Source organism: Micrococcus sp. 093350064-1 (assembly GCF_053627955.1).
The window spans coordinates 330,408-350,872 of record NZ_JBSEYU010000001.1 but is presented as its reverse complement, the minus strand read 5'-3'; the positions used below and the strand labels follow the sequence as shown (position 1 = coordinate 350,872).

18 protein-coding genes and 2 tRNA genes are annotated in these 20,465 nt (G+C 72.3%); 3 read left to right on the top strand and 17 right to left on the bottom strand.

Going from position 1 to position 20,465, the window contains the following annotated elements; all coding sequences use genetic code 11:
• Positions 1–11 precede the first annotated feature (11 nt).
• From ACUW6W_RS01640 to ACUW6W_RS01615, 6 genes are all read right to left on the bottom strand, one after another.
• Positions 12–1,352, bottom strand: a complete 1,341-nt coding sequence (locus ACUW6W_RS01640; protein ID WP_036316896.1) for a sulfate adenylyltransferase subunit 1 — start codon at positions 1,350–1,352, stop codon at positions 12–14.
• Complete coding sequence (gene cysD, locus ACUW6W_RS01635; protein WP_095353784.1) at positions 1,352–2,287, bottom strand: sulfate adenylyltransferase subunit CysD; 936 nt, start codon at positions 2,285–2,287, stop codon at positions 1,352–1,354. The genes ACUW6W_RS01640 and cysD overlap by 1 nt, the downstream gene beginning before the upstream one ends.
• Positions 2,288–2,319: 32 nt before the next feature.
• Complete coding sequence (locus tag ACUW6W_RS01630; protein ID WP_454179674.1) at positions 2,320–3,045, bottom strand: phosphoadenylyl-sulfate reductase; 726 nt, start codon at positions 3,043–3,045, stop codon at positions 2,320–2,322.
• On the bottom strand, positions 3,042–4,757 hold the full coding sequence (locus tag ACUW6W_RS01625; RefSeq protein WP_036316987.1) for a nitrite/sulfite reductase: 1,716 nt from the start codon (positions 4,755–4,757) through the stop codon (positions 3,042–3,044). Before ACUW6W_RS01625 ends, ACUW6W_RS01630 begins: the two co-directional genes overlap by 4 nt.
• 117 nt (positions 4,758–4,874) lie before the next feature.
• A complete protein-coding gene (locus ACUW6W_RS01620) occupies positions 4,875–5,624 on the bottom strand; it encodes a sirohydrochlorin chelatase (RefSeq protein WP_036316890.1) in 750 nt (249 codons plus the stop codon).
• 43 nt (positions 5,625–5,667) lie between these two features.
• Entirely contained in the window at positions 5,668–6,462 is a 795-nt protein-coding gene (locus tag ACUW6W_RS01615; protein ID WP_036316887.1) for an SDR family oxidoreductase, read from the bottom strand.
• Between the two features lie 139 nt (positions 6,463–6,601).
• Between ACUW6W_RS01615 and valS the strand changes: the two genes are divergently transcribed.
• On the top strand, positions 6,602–9,286 hold the full coding sequence (gene valS / locus ACUW6W_RS01610; RefSeq protein WP_454179672.1) for a valine--tRNA ligase: 2,685 nt from the start codon (positions 6,602–6,604) through the stop codon (positions 9,284–9,286).
• Between the two features lie 360 nt (positions 9,287–9,646).
• The gene (locus ACUW6W_RS01605; RefSeq protein WP_095346890.1) at positions 9,647–9,982 is read left to right on the top strand and encodes a DoxX family protein; all 336 of its coding nucleotides are present in this window, start codon (positions 9,647–9,649) and stop codon (positions 9,980–9,982) included.
• An 86-nt stretch (positions 9,983–10,068) separates the two neighbouring features.
• On the opposite strand, the gene ACUW6W_RS01600 is transcribed toward ACUW6W_RS01605, so the two are convergent.
• The 7 genes from ACUW6W_RS01600 to ACUW6W_RS01570 form a co-directional block, all read right to left on the bottom strand.
• Positions 10,069–10,686 (bottom strand): mycothiol-dependent nitroreductase Rv2466c family protein, encoded by a 618-nt coding sequence (locus ACUW6W_RS01600; RefSeq protein WP_061867773.1) that lies wholly within the window; start codon positions 10,684–10,686, stop codon positions 10,069–10,071.
• Positions 10,687–10,748: 62 nt separating this feature from the next.
• Positions 10,749–12,047, bottom strand: coding sequence for an ATP-dependent Clp protease ATP-binding subunit ClpX (clpX, locus tag ACUW6W_RS01595; RefSeq protein ID WP_060775624.1), 1,299 nt, complete (start codon positions 12,045–12,047; stop codon positions 10,749–10,751).
• Positions 12,048–12,214: 167 nt separating this feature from the next.
• Positions 12,215–12,880: an ATP-dependent Clp protease proteolytic subunit gene (locus ACUW6W_RS01590; RefSeq protein WP_002855988.1), complete on the bottom strand. Its 666-nt coding sequence runs from the start codon at positions 12,878–12,880 to the stop codon at positions 12,215–12,217.
• A gap of 41 nt (positions 12,881–12,921) precedes the next feature.
• On the bottom strand, positions 12,922–13,536 hold the full coding sequence (locus tag ACUW6W_RS01585; RefSeq protein ID WP_170720911.1) for a ClpP family protease: 615 nt from the start codon (positions 13,534–13,536) through the stop codon (positions 12,922–12,924).
• Positions 13,537–13,803: 267 nt separating this feature from the next.
• Positions 13,804–15,168 (bottom strand): trigger factor, encoded by a 1,365-nt coding sequence (gene tig / locus ACUW6W_RS01580; protein WP_134417050.1) that lies wholly within the window; start codon positions 15,166–15,168, stop codon positions 13,804–13,806.
• A gap of 42 nt (positions 15,169–15,210) precedes the next feature.
• Positions 15,211–15,284 (bottom strand) — tRNA-Pro (locus ACUW6W_RS01575).
• Positions 15,285–15,367: 83 nt separating this feature from the next.
• Complete coding sequence (locus tag ACUW6W_RS01570) at positions 15,368–16,261, bottom strand: SDR family oxidoreductase (RefSeq protein WP_454179669.1); 894 nt, start codon at positions 16,259–16,261, stop codon at positions 15,368–15,370.
• Positions 16,262–16,337: 76 nt separating this feature from the next.
• On the opposite strand from ACUW6W_RS01570, the gene ACUW6W_RS01565 reads away from it, so the two are divergent.
• A tRNA-Gly gene (locus ACUW6W_RS01565) sits at positions 16,338–16,408 on the top strand.
• 122 nt (positions 16,409–16,530) lie between these two features.
• On the opposite strand, the gene ACUW6W_RS01560 is transcribed toward ACUW6W_RS01565, so the two are convergent.
• From ACUW6W_RS01560 to ACUW6W_RS01545, 4 genes are all read right to left on the bottom strand, one after another.
• Entirely contained in the window at positions 16,531–17,442 is a 912-nt protein-coding gene (locus ACUW6W_RS01560) for an Fpg/Nei family DNA glycosylase (protein ID WP_041104798.1), read from the bottom strand.
• Positions 17,443–17,916 carry a ribose-5-phosphate isomerase gene (locus ACUW6W_RS01555; RefSeq protein ID WP_044659097.1) on the bottom strand — a complete coding sequence of 158 codons (474 nt, stop codon included), beginning with the start codon at positions 17,914–17,916 and terminating at the stop codon, positions 17,443–17,445. It lies immediately after the preceding gene.
• Between the two features lie 86 nt (positions 17,917–18,002).
• On the bottom strand, positions 18,003–19,568 hold the full coding sequence (locus tag ACUW6W_RS01550; RefSeq protein ID WP_049146108.1) for a flavin-containing monooxygenase: 1,566 nt from the start codon (positions 19,566–19,568) through the stop codon (positions 18,003–18,005).
• A 14-nt stretch (positions 19,569–19,582) separates the two neighbouring features.
• Entirely contained in the window at positions 19,583–20,437 is an 855-nt protein-coding gene (locus tag ACUW6W_RS01545) for an alpha/beta fold hydrolase (protein ID WP_049146105.1), read from the bottom strand.
• Between the last annotated feature and the right edge of the window lie 28 nt (positions 20,438–20,465).

The window sequence follows — 20,465 nt, the reverse complement described above, 5'->3', positions numbered from 1 at the left end:
CGTCATCCGGATCAGGCCTCGTCGCCGCCGCGCACCATGCCGGCGGCGAGCGTGGCCCCGTCGTGGGGGTCGATCACGAGGAACGCCCCGGTGCGCCGATGCACGGCGTAGGGCTCCACGGGCAGCGGCGCGGCCAGGTGCAGGCGCACCTGTCCGATGTCGTTGAGCCCGAGGGTCTCGGCCGGGTCGAGCCGCAGGGTGTCGAGGTCGAGCCGACCGGCCACCTCCTGGACGAGCGCCCGGACGACGGCGGTGCCGTGCTTGACGAGGACCTGCTGCCCGACGCGCAGCGGTGCGGCGGAGAGCCAGCACAGCGCGGCGGCCACCTCCGCGGTGGGGCGCGGGGCGGTGTCCGCGGCGGCGATCGTGTCCCCGCGGGCCACGTCCACCTCGTCGGCCAGGCGCAGGACCACCGACTGCGGGGAGGAGGCCTCCTCGAGGGATTCCCCGGCGGCGTCCACGCCCACCACGGTGGTGGTGCGCGCCGGCTGCCCCGGGGTGAGGACGGCGACGGCGTCCCCGGGCCGGACGGTGCCCGCGACCACCTGCCCGGCGTAGCCGCGGTAGTCGCGGAACACCTCGGGGTCGAGGCCGGGGGCCAGGGCGCCCTGGGGGCGCACCACGAGCTGCACCGGGAAGCGGAAGGAGGCGGCGGCGTCGTCCTCGGCGTCCGCCCCGGGCAGGGACTCGAGCAGCTCCATGAGCGTGGGGCCGGTGTACCAGTCCGTCCGCTCGGAGCGGGTGACCACGTTGTCGCCCTGCAGGGCGGACACCGGGACGCTCACCGCGTCGGAGAGGCCGAGCTCCCGGGCCACGCGCCGGACGTCCTCGGCGATCGCGGTGAAGACCTCCTCGGCGTAGTCCACGAGATCGATCTTGTTGACGGCGACGATCACGTGCGGCACCCGCAGCAGGGCCACCACGCTGAGGTGGCGCCGGGTCTGCTCCACCACGCCCTTGCGGGCGTCCACGAGCAGCACGACCGCATCGGCCGTCGAGGCGCCCGTGACGGTGTTCCGGGTGTACTGCACGTGCCCGGGGCAGTCGGCCAGCACGAAGGTGCGCCGGTCCGTGGCGAAGTACCGGTACGCGACGTCGATCGTGATCCCCTGCTCCCGCTCGGCGCGCAGGCCGTCGGTCAGCAGCGCCAGGTCCAGCCCGCCCTCGGCACCGCCGAAGCCGCGCTCGGCGGAGGTGCGGGCCACGGCCTCGAGCTGGTCGGCCAGGACGGCCTTGGAGTCGTGCAGGAGGCGGCCCACGAGGGTGGACTTGCCGTCGTCGACCGAGCCGGCCGTGGCCAGGCGGAACAGGGTCCCGGCGGGGGCGTGCCGGTCCAGCAGTGCGGTGCTCATCAGAAGTACCCGTCCTTCTTGCGATCTTCCATGGCCGCCTCGGAGATGCGGTCGTCGGCGCGGGTGGCCCCGCGTTCGGTCAGGGTGGAGGCGGCGACCTCGAGCACGACGTCCTCGACGGTGGCGGCCTCCGAGAGGACGGCGCCGGTGCAGGACATGTCGCCCACCGTGCGGTAGCGCACCGTCCGCGTGGTGACCTCCTCGCCCTCGGTCGGGCGGGAGTGCTCCCCCACGGCGCGCCACATGCCGTCGCGGCGGAAGACCTCCCGCTCGTGCGCGTAGTAGATGGAGGGCAGCTCGATGCCCTCGCGGGCGATGTACCGCCACACGTCCAGCTCGGTCCAGTTGCTGATGGGGAACGCGCGGACGTGCTGGCCGGGGGTGTGACGGCCGTTGTAGAGGTTCCACAGCTCGGGGCGCTGGTTGCGCGGGTCCCACTGGCCGAACGCGTCCCGCAGGCTGATGATCCGCTCCTTGGCCCGCGCCTTGTCCTCGTCACGGCGGCCTCCCCCGAAGACGGCGTCGAACCGGTTGGTCCGGATCGTGTCCAGCAGGGGGGTGGTCTGCAGGGTGTTGCGGGTGCCGTCGGCGCGCTCACGCAGCTCGCCGCGGTCGATGTACTCCTGCACGGAGCCCACCACGAGCCGCAGGCCGAGCCGCTCCACCGTGCGGTCGCGGAACTCGAGGACCTCGGGGAAGTTGTGGCCGGTGTCCACGTGGACCACCGGGAAGGGGATCCTGCCCGGCCAGAAGGCCTTCGCGGCCAGGTGGAGCATCACCACGGAGTCCTTGCCGCCCGAGAAGAGCATGGCGGGGCGCTCGAACTCGGCCACCACCTCGCGGATGATGTGGATCGCCTCGGCCTCCAGGGCGTCCTGGACGTCGGGCCCGGCAGGGCTCACGGTCCCCGGGTCGGGGGCATGGGTGAGGGTCATCGTGTCTCCTTGGTCTGTCTCGGGAGCGGCGCTCAGACGTGGATGCCGCACTCGGTCTTCGCGGTCCCGGCCCAGCGCCCGGCACGGGGGTCCTCCCCGGGGGCGACGGGGCGGGTGCAGGGGCGGCAGCCGATCGAGGGGTAGCCGTTCTGCAGGAGCAGGTTCACGGGCACGTCGTGGTCCGTGGCGTAGCCGACCAGGTCGTCGAAGCTCCACGGGGCGACGGGGTTGACCTTGACCATGCCGTGGGCCTCGTCCCAGCCCACCAGCGGGGTGTTCGTGCGCGTCGGCGCCTCGTCCCGGCGGACGCCGGTGAACCACAGGTCGTATCCGGCCAGCGCCCGGTTGAGGGGCTCGACCTTGCGCATCGCGCAGCACAGCCCCGGGTCACGGGCGAACAGGTCCTTGCCGTGGCGCTCGTCCTGCTCGGCCACGGTCACCTCCGGGAGCACGTCCACCACGGTGACGTCGAGGCGGCGGGCCACCTCGTCGCGCGTCGCGAGGGTCTCGGTGAAGTGGTAGCCGGTGTCCAGGAAGAGGACGTCCACGCCGGGCATCCGCTGCGCCACCAGGTGCGGCAGGACGGCGTCGGCCATGGAGCAGGCCACGGCCGCCCGGCGGAGGTCCACATGGCGGGCGGCCCAGTCGACCACCGCCTCGGCGGGGGCGTCCCAGCCGAGCTCGGCGGCGCCGGACTCCGCGAGCGCCTGCAGGCGCTCGAGGTCCTCGGTCGGACGGGTGGGGGGAACGGTGCTCATCGGAGGGCCTCCTCGTCGACTCGGTGCGCCCACCGGGCGAAGGTCTCGCCCGGCTCACGCTGCTCGTCGTACCGGCGGACGACGCGCTCGACGTAGTCGACCAGCCCGTCCGCGCGGACCTTCAAGCCGCGGACGCTGCGTCCGAGGCCGGCCTCGGCGCGGTCCACGGAGGCCAGCCCGCCGCCCAGGTGAACCTGGAAGCCGGGCGTCTGGCCGCCGTCGTCGTCCGGGAGCAGCTGGCCCTTCAGGCCGATGTCCGCGGTCTGGATGCGGGCGCAGGAGTTGGGGCAGCCGTTCACATGCAGGCTCAGCCGCTCGGGGAGGCGGTCGGCGAGGTCGGCCAGGCGCTCCTCGAGCTGGGCGATCGCGGCGGTGGCGGTGTCCTTCGTGTCCACGATGGCGAGCTTGCAGAACTCCAGGCCCGTGCAGGCGATGGTGGAGCGGCGGAATACGGACGGCTCCGGGTCCAGTCCCAGCTCCTTCAAGCCGGCCACGACGGCGTCCACCCGGTCCCGCTCCACGTCCAGCACCACGATCTTCTGGTGGGGGGTGGTGCGCAGCCGCGTGGAGCCGTGGGCCTCGAGCAGGTCCGCGAGGGCGGTGAGGGTGGTGCCGCTGGAGCGGCCGACGACGGGAGCGGCGCCGATGTAGAAGCGGCCGTCCTTCTGCTCGTGGACCCCCACGTGGTCGCCGGGACGGGTGGGCGGGGCCGGGGCGGGTCCGTCGGGCAGGGCGTAGCCGAGGTACTCCTCCTCCAGCACGGTGCGGAACCTCTCCGGCCCCCAGTCCTCGAGCAGGTACTTCATGCGGGCCTTGTTGCGCAGGCGCCGGTAGCCGTAGTCACGGAAGATGCTCACGACGGCGTGCCACACCTCGGGGGCGCGCTCGGCCGAGACGAAGGCACCGATCCGGTCGGCCAGGCGGGCCTTCGTGGACAGGCCGCCGCCGACCCACAGGTCGTAACCGGGGCCCAGCTCGGGGTGCACCACGCCGATCAGGGAGACGTCGTTGATCTCGTGGACCACGTCCTGGGAGGGGTGTCCGGTGATGGCGGTCTTGAACTTGCGGGGCAGGTTGGAGATCTCGAGGTCGCCGATCCAGCGGTCCGCGATCTCCCGGATCACGGGCGTGGGGTCGATGATCTCGTCCGCGGCGATCCCGGCCACCGGTGAGCCGAGGATCACGCGCGGCACGTCGCCGCAGGCCTCGGTGGTGGACAGGCCCACGGACTCCAGGCGCCGCCAGATCTCGGGGACGTCCTCGACGCGGATCCAGTGCAGCTGGACGTTCTGCCGGTCGGTGATGTCCGCGGTGTCACGGCCGAAGTCGGTGGAGATCCCGCCGATCACGCGCAGCTGCTCGGTGGTGAGGTCGCCGCCGTCGATGCGCACGCGCAGCATGAAGTAGCGGTCCTCGAGTTCGTGGGGCTCCAGGGTGGCGGTCTTGCCGCCGTCGATCCCCTGCCGACGCTGGGTGTACAGGCCCCACCAGCGGAAGCGGCCGTGCAGGTCGTCCGAGGGGATCGAGTCGAAGCCCTCGTGGGCGTAGACCTGCTCGATGCGCTCGCGGACGTTCAGGCCGTCGTCCTGCTGCTTGAACTCCTCGTTGTGGTTCAGGGGGGCGGTCCCGTCCACCTTCCACTGGCCGTGCGGCTTGGCGGAGGGACGGCGCGGAGTGCGCGCCGGCCTCGACGTCTCGTTCACCTGGGTCATGGCCGCCACGCTAGGAACCCGGCATGCCGGCCCCAAGATCGTCGACGCGGTTCGTCACGTTCCCGGGGCCGGGCCGCGGCGGGGACCCGGTCCGGCCCCGGTCGTGTGACGGACGGCTCAGCGGCCTCCGGCGGCTCCCCTCGGGGCCTCTACGAGGGCGGACCGCAGCCGGTCCAGGGCGATCCGCGCCACCAGCGGATGCGGCAGCAGGGGGTCGGTGACCGCGTCCGCGCCGGCCTCGCCGAGCCGGTCGTGGAAGTACCCGGGGGCCAGCAGGTGGGCGGCCACCACGGCGCGACGGCCGGCGGCGTGCACCCGGGCGACGGCGTCGGGCACACGGGGGGTCGCCGCCGCCCCGAACGCCGCGGTCACGGGCAGTCCCGTGGCCCGGGCCAGGGCCCCGGCCAGGGCGTGCACCTGGGCCTGGCCGTCCGCGGCGCGGGTGCCGGCCGCCGCCAGGATGACGTCCGATGTCGCGGCCTCACCGGCCGGCACCGCCCGGGCCACCCGCTCGGCCAGAACGGTCACCAGGCGCGGCTCGACGTCGTCCCCGGCCCCGGCCAGCGGTGCGGCGGCGATCGTGCCGGGTCGGGCGGCTGCGGCGTGGTGGATGTCGTGGTGGACGTGATGGCCCAGGGACAGCAGCAGCGGCACGATCACGGCCGGCTCCCCCGGGGGCAGGGCCGCCACGACCTCGTCGAGGGAGGGGCTCTGCACGTCCACGTAGGCCTCGTGGACCTGGGCGCCCGGCCCCTCGGCGGCCAGGAGGGCCGCCAGGTCGGCACGGAGGCCGTCGATCACGTCGCGGCCGGCCGCGTCGTGCGTGCCGTGGGCGCAGGCGATCACGTGCAGCACGGGCGCGCTCATGCCGAGCCCACCGCGTCGGCCCACACGTTCTGCGGCCCGCCGCTCACCGGCGGATCACCTTGTGCTGGGCGGCCTGGGCGACCGGCCGCATCACGATCTGATCCAGGTTCACGTGGTGGGGCAGCTCGACGGCGTGGACGCACACCTCGGCGACGTCCTCGGCGGTGAGCGGCTTCTCCACGCCCGCATACACGGCGTCCGCGGCGGACTGGTCGCCGCCCAGGCGGTTGCGGGAGAACTCCTCGGTGTGGACCATGCCCGGCAGCACCTCGATCACCCGCACGTTGTGCTCGGCCTCCTCCAGGCGCAGCGCGCCGGTGAGCCCGTGCTGGCCCATCTTCGCGGCGTTGTAGCCGGCGCCGCCCTCGTAGGCGGTGACGGCGGCGGTCGAGGTCAGGTTGAGCACGGTGCCCTCGCCGTGGGCGCGGAGCATGGGCAGGAACGCCTGGCACATCGTGAGGGTGCCGAGCACGTTGACGCGGTACATCCACTCCCAGTCGGCGCGGTCGCCGTCGCCCACCGCGTCCGTGCCGAGCGCGCCGCCGGCGATGTTGACGAGGGTGTCGGCGCCGCCGTCGGCCTCGACGCGCGAGGCCAGCGCGGCGACGGCGGCCTCGTCCGTGACGTCCAGGGCGGCGGGGACGACGTCGCCGCTCACGCCCTCGGCCCGGGCGTCGGCAGCGAGGGTCTCGAGGCGCTCGGCCCGGCGGCCGACCGCGTACACGCGCCAGCCGCGGCGGGCGAGCTCGAGGGCCGTGGCGCGGCCGATGCCGCTCGTGGCCCCCGTCACGACGGCGGCGCGGGCGGGGTTCTTCGCAGGTTCATGGGTGTGGCTCACGCCTCCGACCGTAGCCGAGCCGCGCCGTTCGGAGCACCGCCCGGATCACCTCCGCCAGGTCGAGCGACTGAAAGGGCGGGACGTCCCGGGCGTCGTCGCAGGCCCGGCCCGCCGCCCCGGTCATGGGAGGATGGCGGGCATGGCTGAGAACACGCAGGGCACAGACACGCCCATCGACGCATCGACCCCGTCCACCCCCGCCGCCGGCGCCGTGGCCGTGCCGGACAAGCCGGCCCTCGAGGGCCTCGAGGAGAAGCTGACCGCCCGCTGGGCCGACGAGCGCACCTACGCGTTCGACACGCAGACCACCCGCGAGCAGGTCTACTCGATCGACACTCCCCCGCCGACCGCCTCCGGCTCGCTGCACGTGGGCCACGTCTTCTCCTACACGCAGACCGACGTGCTCGCCCGCTACCAGCGCATGAACGGCAAGAACGTGTTCTACCCGATGGGCTGGGACGACAACGGCCTGCCCACCGAGCGCCGCGTGCAGAACTACTACGGCGTCCGCTGCGACCCCGCCAAGCCGTACGTGGAGGGCTACCGCCCGCCGGAGAAGCCGGCGAAGAACCAGCGCGACTGGGACGTGATCTCCCGCAAGAACTTCATCGAGCTCTGCGAGGAGCTCGCCGTCGAGGACGAGAAGGTCTTCGAGGACCTCTTCACCCGTCTCGGCCTGTCCGTCGACTGGGACATGACCTACCGGACCATCGACGACGTCTCCCGCGCCGTCTCCCAGCGCGCCTTCCTGGCCGGCATCGCCTCGGGCGACGCCTATCTGGCCGAGGCCCCCACCATGTGGGACGTGACCTTCCGCACCGCCGTGGCCCAGGCCGAGCTCGAGGACCGCGAGGTCCCCGGCGCCTACCACCGCTACGCCTTCACCGCTGCGGACGGCGAGCAGGTCTTCATCGAGACCACCCGCCCCGAGCTGCTGGCCTCCTGCTCCGGCCTGGTCGCCCACCCGGACGACGAGCGCTACCAGCACCTGTTCGGCACGACCGTCACCTCCCCGCTGTACGGCGTGGAGGTCGAGGTCTTCCCGCACCCGCTGGCCAAGCCGGACAAGGGCTCCGGCATCGCCATGGTCTGCACCTTCGGCGATCTCAACGACGTCACCTGGTGGCGCGAACTGCAGCTGCCGACCCGCACCCTGATCGGCCGTGACGGCCGCTTCGCCGCCGACACCCCCGAGTGGATCACCACGGACGCCGGCCGACAGGCCTATGCGGACACCGTGGCCGGCCGGACCGTCTTCTCCGCCAAGCAGGGTGTGGTGGACGCCCTCACCGCGGCCGGCCTGCTGGACGGGGAGCCGAAGAAGATCATGCACGCCGTGAACTTCTACGAGAAGGGCGACAAGCCGCTCGAGGTCGTCACCTCCCGCCAGTGGTACATCCGCAACGGCGGCCGCGACGCCGACCGCCGCGCGGAGCTGATCGAGCGTGGCCGCGAGATCTCCTGGCACCCGGAGCACATGCGCCACCGCTACGAGAACTGGGTCGAGGGCCTCAACGGCGACTGGCTCGTCTCCCGCCAGCGCTTCTTCGGGGTGCCGATCCCGGTCTGGTACCCGCTGGATGCGGAGGGTGAGCCCGACTATGAGAACCCGATCCTCCCGGCCGACGAGCAGCTGCCCGTGGACCCGGCCGCCGAGGCCGCCCCGGGCTACGCCGAGGACCAGCGCGACGTCCCCGGCGGCTTCACCGGCGACCCGGACGTCCTGGACACCTGGGCCACCTCCTCCCTGACCCCGCAGATCGTGGGCCGCTGGTCCCGTGACGAGGCGTTCTTCAACAACGTCTTCCCGTTCGATCTGCGCCCGCAGGGCCACGACATCATCCGCACCTGGCTGTTCTCCACCGTGGTGCGCGCCCACGCCCTCAACGGCTCCGTGCCGTGGACGGACACCGCGCTCTCCGGCTGGATCCTCGACCCGGACCGCAAGAAGATGTCCAAGTCCAAGGGCAACGTGGTGGTCCCGACCGACATCCTGGACCAGTTCGGCTCGGACGCCGTCCGCTACTGGGCCGCCTCGGCCCGCCTCGGCGCAGACACCGCCTACGAGGTGGCGCAGATGAAGATCGGCCGCCGCCTGGCCATCAAGCTGCTCAACGCCGCCAAGTTCGTGCTGAACCTGGGCGCCACGCAGGACGCCGTCATCCGCACGGCCGATGACGCCGCGGCCGTCACCAACCCGCTGGACGCCTCCCTGCTGGCGCGCCTGGCGGCCACCGTGGAGCAGGCGACCCGCGCGTTCGAGGCCTATGACTACGCACGGGCCCTCAACGTGACCGAGCAGTTCTTCTGGGCCTTCACGGACGACTACGTGGAGCTCGTGAAGGACCGTGCCTACGGCGGCCACGGCGAGGCCGAGCAGGCCTCTGTGGTGACCACGCTGGCCACCACCCTGGACGCCCTGCTGCGTCTGCTGGCCCCGTTCCAGCCGTTCGCCACCGAGGAGGTGTGGAGCTGGTGGCGCGCCGGCTCCGTGCACACCGCCGCGTGGCCGGGCGCCGCGGACGAGGTGGCGTCCCTGTCCTTCGCCGCCTCCGCCGGTGACGCCGAGGTCCTGCCCACCGTGGCGCAGGTCCTCGGCGGCGTCCGCAAGGCGAAGTCCGAGGCCAAGGTGAAGCAGCGGACCCAGGTGCGCTCCGCCGTGGTGACCGGGCCGGCCGAGTGGCTCGAGAAGCTGCGCGGCGGCCTGGCGGACCTCAAGGCGGCCGGCAACATCGCGGACCTGTCCCTCACGCGGGGCGATGCCGGCGAGTCCGCGCCCCTGACCGTCTCCGACGTGCAGCTGGCACCGGTCGAGGACGACTGATCCCCGCCGCACGTTCCCCGAAGGTGTCTCGGGAGCGCACGCGGCACGACGACGGCCCCGTCGCCCGTCACGGGCGGCGGGGCCGTCGTCACGCTCGTGCTGCGAACCCGAGTCTGCCCTCAGCGTGGGATGTTCGTGGCCCGGATCCGGTAGGGCACAGCACGCGTCGGACAGTCCGCCGCCGGATCGGAGTTCGTCGGGAGGCGGCCCTCCCGGGGGTGTCGTGGTGCACCTCCTGGTCGTGCTCTTGCCGCATGTCGCAGTGCGGTCACCGCGGCGGGGGTGGACACTGAGAGGATGAGACCCACACCCGATCCCGCCCCGGCCGGCCGCCGCGCCTCCGACGCCTCCGCCCGGCGGATGTCCGCCGCCCTCGCCGCCATGGGCGTGCTCCACTTCGTCCGACCCGAACCCTTCGACGGGCTGATCCCGCCGTTCCTGCCCGGCTCGGCCCGCGCGTGGACCCACGGCTCCGGCGTGGCCGAGCTGGCCGTGGCGGGTCTGCTGGCCGTCCCGCGCACCCGGCGCGCGGGCGGACGCGCCGCGCAGGCGCTCTTCCTCGGCGTGTGGCCCGGCAATGCGTGGATGGCCTGGCAGTGGCGACGCCGGCCCTGGCCGGCGCAACTGGTCTCCCTCGGGCGGCTGCCCCTGCAGGTCCCCCTGATCCGCGCGGCCGGCCGGGTGGCGCGCAGCTGACCCCCGCCGCCCCGCGCCCCCGACGACGCCGTCCCCACACCTTCGCGCTGAAGGTGTGGGGCCGGTCTCGTGCGAGCCGGGAGGGCTCAGTCGAACTGCGGATCCGTGGTGCGGGCCCGCTTGATCTCGTAGAAGTACGGGAAGTCGGCCAGGGCGACGGCGCCGTCGAAGATGCGGCCCGCCTCCTCGCCGCGCGGGATGCGGGTCATCACGGGACCGAAGAAGGCCGTGCCGTTGAACGCCACGACGGGCGTGCCGACGTCGTTGCCCACGAGGTCCTCGGCCTCCTTCTGGCTGGCGCGCAGCTGCTCGTCGGCCACGTCGGTGCGGGCGGCGTCCAGGATGTCCGCGTCGTGGCCGAGCTCCTCGAGGGCCTCGGCCACCACGGCCTCGAAGTCCGTGCGGCCCTGCTCGTGGATGCGGGTGCCGACCGCGGTGTACCACGGGCCGAGCGCCTCGGCACCGTACCGCTCGCGCACCTGCACGGCGGCGCGGGCCGGCAGCCAGGCCTTCTCGAGGCGGGCCAGGTACTCGGGGTCCAGGTCGCGGCCCTCGTTCAGGATCGCGAGCGACATGATCTTGAAGACCACCCGCACGTCGCGCACCTTCTGGACCTCCAGGATCCACCGAGAGGTGATCCAGGCGAACGGGCACGTGGCGTCGAAGTAGAAGTCGACGGTGGGCTGCTGCGTGGTGTCGGTCATGCTGTGCTCCTTGCGATCAGGGAGCCGTCTCGGCTCCGGTCGGTCCTGCTGGGCGACGGCGGTCAGGCGCTCCGGCCGCGTCGACGTCGTTCCACCTCGGCCGGGATGAGCGTGGGCTCGGCCTCGCCGCGCACCACGTCCCCGGAGATGACGACCGTGCCCACGTCCGAGCGGGAGGGCAGCTCGAACATCACGGGCTTGAGGACGTTCTCCATGATGGAACGCAGGCCGCGGGCGCCGGTGCCGCGGGCCTCGGCCTGGGCGACGACGGCGTCCAGGGCGTCCTGCTCGAACTCGAGCTCCACGCCGTCCATGAGGAACATCTTCTGGTACTGCTTGAGCAGGGCGTTCTTCGGTTCGGTCAGCACCCGCACGAGCTGTTCGTGCGTGAGGTCCTCGACGGTGGTGATCACGGGCAGGCGGCCGATGAACTCGGGGATGAGGCCGAACTTCAGCAGGTCCTCCGGCCGCACGTCCGCGTAGGTGACGTCCCCCGCGCCCAGGTGGTTCAGGGGCGCGCCGAACCCGATGCCCTTGCGGCCGGCGCGGGAACCGATGATCTCGTCCAGGCCCGCGAACGCGCCCGCCACGATGAACAGCACGTTGGACGTGTCGATCTGCAGGAACTCCTGGTGGGGGTGCTTGCGTCCGCCCTGCGGCGGCACCGACGCCACCGTTCCCTCGAGGATCTTCAGCAGGGCCTGCTGCACGCCCTCGCCGGAGACGTCCCGGGTGATGGAGGGGTTCTCGGACTTCCGCGAGATCTTGTCGATCTCGTCGATGTAGATGATGCCCTGCTCGGCCTTCTTCACGTCGTAGTCCGCGGCCTGGATGAGCTTGAGGAGGATGTTCTCCACGTCCTCGCCCACATAGCCGGCCTCGGTGAGGCTGGTGGCGTCCGCGACCGCGAACGGGACGTTGAGCCGCCGGGCGAGGGTCTGCGCGAGATACGTCTTGCCGGAGCCGGTGGGGCCGACCATGAGGATGTTCGACTTGCCGACCTCGACGTCCGCCAGGTCGTCCCGCTCGGTGAGGCGGTCGGCCAGGTCACCGCTCCGCGCCTGCGGCCCACGCACGCGCTTGTAGTGGTTGTACACGGCGACGGCGAGGGAACGCTTGGCCGCCTCCTGGCCGATCACGAAGCTCTCGAGGTGGTCGAAGATCTCCTGCGGGGTGGGCAGGACGGTCTCGTCCGCCTCCGCCGCCTCGCCGAGCTCCTCCTCGATGATCTCGTTGCACAGCTCGATGCACTCGTCGCAGATGTAGACACCCGGGCCGGCGATGAGCTTGCGCACCTGCTTCTGGCTCTTCCCGCAGAACGAGCATTTCAGCAGGTCAGCGCTCTCTCCGATACGCGCCATGGTGGTACTCCTCGGGGGCCGGGCGGAGACGTCCGCCCCGCGCGGGCGGCGTCGCTGTCAGATTCCGTCCAGCATACGGCCGTGGACGGACACGTTAAGGGACCGGGTCCCCGGTCGGCGTCGAGGGGTCCGACCGCGCGGCCGGACCCCTCGGCGGGCGTCGTCGGTCAGGCGGACGGGCGGGTGATCTTGCGGGAGGCGAGGACCTCGTCCACAAGGCCGTACTCGAGGGCCTGCTCGGCCGAGAGGAACTTGTCCCGGTCGATGTCCTGCGAGACCTCCTCGGGCGTGCGGTTGGTGAGGGAGGCCAGCGTCTCCTCCATCCACACGCGCATCCGGTTGATCTCCTGGGCGTGGATCTCCAGGTCCGTGGCGGTGCCGCGGTCGCCCTGCATCGCCGGCTGGTGGATCAGCACGCGCGCGTTGGGCAGCGCCAGACGCTTGCCGGGGGCGCCCGCGGCCAGCAGCACGGCCGCGGCGGAGGCGGCCTGGCCCAGGCACACGGTCTGCACCTCGGGCCGGATGAACTGCATGGTGTCGTAGATCGCCGTCATGGCCGTGAACGAGCCGCCCGGCGAGTTGATGTACAGGGTGATGTCACGCTCGGAGTCCATCGCCTCGAGCACGAGCAGCTGGGCCATCACGTCGTCGGCCGACGCGTCGTCCACCTGCGCGCCGAGGAAGACGATGCGGTCCTCGAAGAGCTTGGCGTAGGGGTCCTGACGCTTGAAACCGTAGGGGGTGCGCTCCTCGAACTGCGGGAGGATGTAGCGCGCGTCCGGCGTGGGCAGGGAGGGCATCCCGGTGGGGAGCCCGGCGGGGAACTGGGTCATTCTTGGTCTCCTGGAGAGGGTCGGGACGGTCCGGGCCGGGCTCAGCCCCGGACGCCGCCGCCGCCGGTCACGGACGCGGCACGGTCGGCGATGTGGTCGATGAAGCCGTACTTGAGGGCCTCCTGCGCGGTGAACCACTTGTCACGCGCGTTGTCCTCGAGGATGGTCTCCACGGACTGGCCGGTCTGCTCGGCGGTCAGCTCCGCCATCACCTGCTTCATGTGCAGGATCAGCTGGGCCTGGATGCGGATGTCCGACTCGGTGCCGCCGATGCCGCCGGAGGGCTGGTGCATCAGCACGCGGGCGTGGGGGGTGGCGTAGCGCTTGCCCTTGGTGCCCGAGGCGAGCAGGAACTGGCCCATGGACGCGGCGAGGCCGGTGGCCACCGTCACGACGTCGTTGGGGATGTACTGCATCGTGTCGTAGATCGCCATGCCCGCGGTGACGGAGCCGCCCGGGGAGTTGATGTACAGGTAGATGTCCTTCTCCGTGTCCTCGGCCGAGAGCAGGAGCAGCTGGGAGCAGATCGCGTTGGCGTTGTCGTCACGGACGTCCTCGCCCAGCCAGACGATGCGCGACTTCAGCAGCTGGGTGTAGAGGAAATCCTCGCGCTGCGCCGGGTCCACCGAACGCATGCTGGGGGTGATGTCGGTCATCACTTCCGCCTTCCTGTCGAGATGTCCACGGGCCCCCCGAACGGCGGCCGCTCGCGCGGACGGACGGGTCCCTGATCGAGTCCGACACTAGCCGGGCGTCCGGGCCAGCGCGCGGGACGCCGTCGGCGTTTCGCTGTTGGCGCAGGTTGTCGCGGGCCCTGCCCGGGGCCGCCCACCGTGACCTCGGGACGACGACGGCGCCCCCGCCGGCGTGGGCGGGGGCGCCGTCGTCGTGGCTCGGCGGGGGTGCGCCCCCACCGGCCGGGATCAGGCCTGCTCGGCCGCCTCGGCGCCCTCTGCCTCGGTCGCCTCGGCCTCAGCGTCGAGGGCCTCCTGGCCGCCCGGGGTCACGAACGCCGTGAGGTCCACGGCCTTGCCGTCGGTGTCGGTGACCTCGGCGTACTCGAGGACCTTGGCCAGGGCCTTGCGGCGGCGGACCTCGCCCATGATCATCGGGATCTGCCCGCCCTGGTCGAGCATCATGGCGAACTGGTTCGGGTCCATGCCGTACTCGGAGGAGGTGGCGATGATGTACTCGATCAGCTCACCCTGGTCGACCGTGACCTCCTCGGCCTCGGCGACCTCGTCCAGGATGATCTCGTTGGCGAACGCCTCGCGGGTGTTCTGCTCGAGCTCGGCACGGTGCTCGGCGGTGTCGTGGTCGTCGCCCGCGGTGTGGCCGCCGGCGGAGAAGTGCTGCTCGACCTGCTCGGCGATGACGCCGTCCGGCACCGGGACCTCGACGAGCTTGGCCAGCTCCTCGAGGACCTTGTCGCGGGCCTCGACGCCCTGGCGGCTCACGGCCTCCTCGGCGGCCTGCTTCTTCAGGTCCTCCTTGAGCTCGGCGATGGTGTCGAACTCGGAGGCCAGCTGAGCGAACTCGTCGTCGGCCTCGGGCAGCTCGCGCTCCTTGACGGCCGTCAGCTCCAGCTTGACCACGGCGGTCTCGCCGTCATGCTCGCCGCCGTTGAGCGTGGTCTCGAAGGTGGCGTCCTCGCCGGCGGACAGGCCGTCGAGGGCCTCGTCGATGCCCTCGAGCATGGTGCCGGCGCCCACCTGGTAGGACAGGCCCTCGGCCTGGTCGACCTGCTCGCCGTCGACCGTGGCGGTCAGGTTCATCGTGACGAAGTCGTCCTGGGCGGCCGGGCGGTCCACGTCCTTGAGGGAGCCGAAGCGCGAGCGCAGGGCGTCGAGGGCCTTCTGCTCGTCCTCCTCGGTGGCCTGGGCGGGCTCCACCGTCACCTTGAGGCCCTTGTAGTCGGGCAGCTCGATGGTCGGGCGCACGTCGAACTCGGCGGTGAAGACCACCGGGCCCTCGGCGTTCTCCGCGTCCGGGGTGGCGGTCACGTCGACCTCGGGGCGGGAGATCGGGGTGAGCTCAGCCTCGGCGATGGCGGCGGAGAACCAGGTGTTCAGACCCTCGTTGACGGCCTGGTCCACGACGACCTCGCGGCCGAAGCGCTGCTCGATCAGACGCGCCGGGATCTTGCCCTGGCGGAAGCCCGGGATCTGCACCTGGTTGGCGATGTCCTTGAACGCCTTGTCCAGGGCGGGCTTCACCTCCTCGAACGGCACCTCGACGGTCAGCTTGACGCGGGTCGGGCTGAGGTTCTCTGCGGTGGACTTGACCACGGATGACTCCTGTTGGTGGTGGTGGATGGTCTTGACGTCGAGTCGGGGTGACAGGATTTGAACCTGCGGCCTCACGCTCCCAAAGCGCGCGCTCTACCAAGCTGAGCTACACCCCGCCGTCGTCCCCGACGCCGGCGGGCTCACGCGGTGGAGGCTCGCCGGACACCCGAGGGACTGCCCGAGGGCAGACTGTGGAATCCTAGCGCGCCGTCTCGCGCCCCGCGAAAAGCCGCGACCGCCGGCCCGTGAAGCCGTCCATCGTGGCGTTGACCCCGAGGACGTCCATCGCGCGGTCGAAGACGGGCGCCGGCAGGGCGCGCAGGGGGGCGATCAGGCCGACGGCGCGGGGCAGCAGCAGACGGGTGCGGCCGGCCTCGACGGCTTCCAGCACCTCCTGCGCCACGTGGTGCGGATCCAACACGGGCAGCAGCCAGGGCACCCGGCTGCGCACGCCCGCGAACATCCCCGTGTCGACGTAGAAGGGGCAGACGGCCAGGGAGGTGACGCGGCTGCCGTCCTTGCGCAGCTCCGCGGCGAGGGACTCGGCGAAGCCGACCGCGGCGTGCTTGGTGGCGGAATAGTCCGTCTGACGTGCGACGCCGACCAACCCCGCGGCCGAGGCCACCGTGACCACGGCCCCGCGGTCCCGGGCCCGCATTCCGGGCAGGACCGCCCGGGTCAGCCAGTACGGCGCGAGTGCGTTCACCTCGAAGGTGCGGCGGATGCCCTCCTCCGTGGCGTCCTCGAGGCGCACGCCCGTCACGACGCCCGCGTTGTTCACGGCGACGTCCACCTCTCCGGCGCGGGCGGCGGCGGCCTCGACGGCGGCCGCGTCCGTCACGTCCACGCGCTCGGCCTGGGCGTCCGCGCCCTGAGACCGGATCTCGGCGGCGACGGCCTCAGCCCCCTGCAGGTCGAGGTCCCAGACGACGACGCGGCCCGCGCCGCGGCGGGCGGCCCCCAGGGCGATCAGTCGACCGATGCCGGACGCGCCGCCCGTCACGAGGACGGTGGCGCCGCGCAGGGACAGGGGACGACGGCCGGCGAGGGCGGACGCGGCCCTGCGGAGGGCGGGACGGGAGCCGTGCATCATGCCTCTTCCCCCACGGCCGACGCGGGCCCGCCGTGATACGGTGTCAGCCGCTGGTCCGCGCCGAGCGCGGCCCCGCGGGGATGTAGCTCAATGGTAGAGCCCCAGTCTTCCAAACTGGCTACGCGGGTTCGATTCCCGTCATCCCCTCCGGACCTCATGAGCCGGGTCATCGTGTGCACACGATGGCCCGGCTCATGGCTTTCTCGGGTGCGTCGTCGTCCGCGCCGGTGCCTTGACCGCTGTGCCCGGTCGGGCCTGCTACAGGCCCCTCAGCTCTGACAGGTGAGGCACCGGTAGAGCTTCCGGGCCGCCATCTCCTCCACCACGATCGTCTCGCGCCCGCACACGAGGCAGGCCAGGCCCTGCCGCTGGTACACGTAGTTCGCGTGCTCGGGCCAGGCCGATTCGGCAGGGATCCCCGGCCGGTGCTCGGGCCGCGTGGTGACGATCCGCCCGAGCCGCACGCCCTCCCGCATGAGCGCGGCGTTGTCCGCCCAGAGGAATGCCAGGTCCGACGCGGAGACCTCCCGGGCCGGCCGCCACGGGTCGATGCCGGCGCGGAACAGCGCCTCGGCCCGGAAGATGTTGCCGATCCCGCTGACGGCCGCCTGGTCCATCAGCACGACGCCGATCGGCCGCCGTGTCCGCCGGGCGAGGTCGTAGAACGGCGCGGGATCGTCGTCGCTCAGCGGATCCGGGCCCAGGCCGGCGACGACGTCGGCAGCCTCGGCCGGAGTGAGCGCGCGGCACCGGCTCGCGCCGATCAGGTCGGCCCAGCCGTGCTCGGCGCGCAGTCGCAGCCGGACCGTGGCGGCCGGCGGCGGGGGCTGGACCCAGCCGTCGGCGTCGCGAGCGGGCTCGGCGGCCGGGGCGCCGTCGTCGTGGACCTCCCGCTCGCCGATCCGGCGGGGTGCGCCGATCGAGGACGCGGCCGCGAAGTCCTGATCCCCGCCGAAGGTCCACGCCCCGTACATGCCCAGGTGGACGTGGAGCACGTGGCCGCCGGAGACGTCGGCGAAGAAGTGCTTGCCGTGGGCCCGGGCGCGCTTCAGGACCTGGCCGTCGAGCAGGGCGGCCCCCTCGGCGAAGCGGCCCTGCGGACTCGTGGCGCGGATCCGGCGGCCGCCGAAGACGTCGGTGAACTGGCGCGCGAGACGGTGGACGGAGTGGCCCTCAGGCACTCACATCAGCACCTCTCCGGTGGTCTCGTAGTGCGCGATCTTCCCGATGCGGCGCACGTGGCGCTCGTCCTGGGAGAACGGTTCGGCCAGGAACGCCTCGATGAGCTCGGTGGCCTCCTCGAGCGAGTGCTGTCGACCGCCGACGGCCACGACGTTCGCGTCGTTGTGCGCGCGGGCCAGCCGCGCCGTGTCCAGGTTCCAGGCCAGGGCGGCTCGGACGCCGGCCACCTTGTTGGCGGCGATCTGCTCGCCGTTGCCGGAGCCGCCCAGCACGATGCCGAGCGAGTCCAGTCCCTGCTCGCGGTCGGCGACGACGGCGCGGGCGGCGTTGATGCAGAAGCCCGGGTAGTCGTCCTGCGCGTCGTACTCGGTGGGTCCGTGGTCCACCATCTCGTAGCCAGCGGCGGTGAGGTGCTCCACCAGGTGGGCGGACAGCTCCATGCCGGCGTGGTCGGTGGCGATGTGGACGCGCATGCGCAGACTCCTCCAGAAGGACGACGGTCGGGTGGGGTCAGTCTACTGACGGCCCCACCCGACCCCCTGCCCCGGGGCGGGCCGGCTCAGATCAGCGCGACCGATCGCTCGGGCTCGCGCACCGGCATGGGCTCGGGCTCCCCACTCGCCGAGGAGAGGAAGCCCTCCCCGGTGAAGTGGCCGTTGCGGGCGCGGAAGTCGTAGGCGTAGTCGGGCCAGATCAGCGTCAACTTGCCCGAGCGGGGGTCGACGTACCAGGAGTGGCAGCCGCCGTCCACGAGCCACACCGAGGTGGCGGCCCGCTCCTGGAGACGGTCCACGTACTCCTCCTGGGCGAGTGTCTCGGGGACCATCGTCCTAATTCCCTCGTGCTCCACCCGGTCCAGGGCCTCCAAGATGTACGCGATCTGCGACTCGATGATGTAGACGATCGAGTTGTGCCCCAGCGAGGTGTTCGGCCCGTTGATGGCGAACAGATTCGGGAATCCCGCCACGGCCGTGGAGTCGAACGCCGCCATGCCGCTGCTCCAGTGATCGGCCAGGGAACGGCCCTCACCGTCGTGGACGCGCTCGGCGAACGGCGGCTGGGCCGCCTCGAAGCCGGTGCAGAGGACGACGACGTCGACCTCGTACCCGTGACCGCTCACGCCGAACAGCCGGCTCCCCTCGACGCGGTCCAGCGCGCTGTCCTCCAGGGTGACGTTGTCCCGGGCCATGGCCGGGTAGTAGTCGTTGGAGACGAGCACACGCTTGCAGCCCGGCAGGTACCGCGGCGTGAGGCGCTCGCGGAGCTCGGGGTCAGAGACCGCGGCGGCCAGGTGCCCGAGGGCCTGGGCCCGGACCTGGTCCAGTGCGGCCGGCACACCGCGGCGCTGGGCATAGTTCGACTCGGCGAACCAGAAGATGTCGTCGCGCTCGCGCTGCATGGTGTGCGGGGCGCGCTCGAACATGCGGCGCACGGCCGCGGAGTACGGCTTGACCACGCGCGGGGTGACCCACGCGGGGGTGCGCTGGAAGACGACGAGCTCGGCCGCCGTCGCCGCCAGCTCGGGGATGACCTGGATCGCGGAGGCGCCGGTGCCGACGACGGCGACACGCTTGCCCTTCAGGTCCACCGTGTGGTCCCAGCGGGCGGAATGGATGACCTCGCCCTCGAAGGCGTCGAGACCCGGGACGTCCGGCAGGCGGGGGTCGGCGAGGTGCCCGGTGCCCATGATGAGCCAGCGTCCCGTGTAGGTCCCGCGCGGCGTCCGCACCGTCCACCGCTCCGTCTCGGGGTCCCAGTGCGCTTCGAGCATGTCCGCCCCGAGACGCAGGTGCGGGGTGAGGCCCTCGTCCTCGGAGAAGCGCACGAGGTAGTCCTGGATCTCCGGACCCGGTGTGTAGAAGCCCGACCACTGCGGGTTCGGCGCGAAGGAGAAGCTGTAGAGGTGGCTCGGGACGTCGCACGCGGCACCCGGGTAGGTGTTGTCCCTCCAGGTCCCGCCGACCTGCTGGGCGCGGTCCAGGATGAGGAAGTCCTCGCGGCCGTGACGCCGCAGCTGGGCGCCCATGCCGAGGCCGGCGAATCCGGAGCCGATGATGAGGATCTCGGCGGACTCGTCGCGCGGTGCGGGGCGCACGTCGGTGGTGGTGGTCATGGCGGTGGTCATGGCTGGCCCCTCTCTCAGGCGTGGGTCTCGGGGATGATCGCGCCGGCCGGGTGGCGGTCGGGCTCGCGCAGGTACAGGTCGACGATCTGCATGAGTTCGGCCGGGCGCTCGAGGAAGAAGGCGTGGCCGCTCGTCATGGTCGTCAGCCGCGCGTCGTCGATGATGCCGAGCAGCTCGTACTGGTGATGGGGCGGGACCATGATGTCCTCGGCACAGGAGACGATCAGTGTCCGCGCGGTGACGGCGGAGAGACGGTCGGCGACGTCCACGCGGGCGTTCAGGTCCATCTGCCGGGCGGTGAACTCGTCCGCGGTCAGGGAGGCGAGCGCCCCGTCGAGCATGGCCGGGGTCAGGGAGCGCAGGGCCAGCGGGGACAGGCCGCAGAAGGCCGTGTAACGGGCCAGGGCATCAGGGCTCGTGGCGTACAGGTGCCGCCAGACCTCGTTGCGCAGGCGCTGGTGGACATCCGTCGTCGCCCAGCCGGCCACGAGCACGAGGTTCTCCACACGGCGACCGAGGTCGGCGGCCAGCTGCCCGGCCACGACGGCGCCGAGTGAGTAGCCCAGCAGGTCGAACGCGGCGTCGGGGCCGAGGAGCTCGTCGACGACAGCCCGCACCTGGCCGACCAGCAGGTCGACGGTCAGGTCTGCGGCGGGGTCGGCCGTCGGCGCCCAGTCCACGGCGATGACGCGCGTCCGCGTGGCCATCATCGGGAACAGGTGGCCGAAGTGCGAGGCGGTCGTCCCGCCCGTGCCGTGGACCAGCACGAGAGGCCGGTCGAGCTCCCCGGGTGTCACCGAGTCGTGGCAGGTGACGGAGGCACCGTCCACGCTGACGGTGCGCGTGACGGTCGATGCGGTCAGTGGCATGAGGCTCCTCCTGGAAACCGATATGTGG

Bases quoted from the DNA above. Each gene is read 5' to 3' on its own strand.
- ACUW6W_RS01640 (WP_036316896.1), bottom strand. From the start codon at position 1,352: ATGAGCACCGCACTGCTGGACCGGCACGCCCCCGCCGGGACCCTGTTC.
- cysD (WP_095353784.1), bottom strand. From the start codon at position 2,287: ATGACCCTCACCCATGCCCCCGACCCGGGGACCGTGAGCCCTGCCGGG.
- ACUW6W_RS01630 (WP_454179674.1), bottom strand. From the start codon at position 3,045: ATGAGCACCGTTCCCCCCACCCGTCCGACCGAGGACCTCGAGCGCCTG.
- ACUW6W_RS01625 (WP_036316987.1), bottom strand. From the start codon at position 4,757: ATGACCCAGGTGAACGAGACGTCGAGGCCGGCGCGCACTCCGCGCCGT.
- ACUW6W_RS01620 (WP_036316890.1), bottom strand. From the start codon at position 5,624: ATGAGCGCGCCCGTGCTGCACGTGATCGCCTGCGCCCACGGCACGCAC.
- valS (WP_454179672.1), top strand. From the start codon at position 6,602: ATGGCTGAGAACACGCAGGGCACAGACACGCCCATCGACGCATCGACC.
- ACUW6W_RS01605 (WP_095346890.1), top strand. From the start codon at position 9,647: ATGTCCGCCGCCCTCGCCGCCATGGGCGTGCTCCACTTCGTCCGACCC.
- ACUW6W_RS01600 (WP_061867773.1), bottom strand. From the start codon at position 10,686: ATGACCGACACCACGCAGCAGCCCACCGTCGACTTCTACTTCGACGCC.
- clpX (WP_060775624.1), bottom strand. From the start codon at position 12,047: ATGGCGCGTATCGGAGAGAGCGCTGACCTGCTGAAATGCTCGTTCTGC.
- ACUW6W_RS01590 (WP_002855988.1), bottom strand. From the start codon at position 12,880: ATGACCCAGTTCCCCGCCGGGCTCCCCACCGGGATGCCCTCCCTGCCC.
- ACUW6W_RS01585 (WP_170720911.1), bottom strand. From the start codon at position 13,536: ATGACCGACATCACCCCCAGCATGCGTTCGGTGGACCCGGCGCAGCGC.
- ACUW6W_RS01570 (WP_454179669.1), bottom strand. From the start codon at position 16,261: ATGATGCACGGCTCCCGTCCCGCCCTCCGCAGGGCCGCGTCCGCCCTC.
- ACUW6W_RS01555 (WP_044659097.1), bottom strand. From the start codon at position 17,916: ATGCGCGTCCACATCGCCACCGACCACGCCGGCATGGAGCTGTCCGCC.
- ACUW6W_RS01550 (WP_049146108.1), bottom strand. From the start codon at position 19,568: ATGACCACCGCCATGACCACCACCACCGACGTGCGCCCCGCACCGCGC.
- ACUW6W_RS01545 (WP_049146105.1), bottom strand. From the start codon at position 20,437: ATGCCACTGACCGCATCGACCGTCACGCGCACCGTCAGCGTGGACGGT.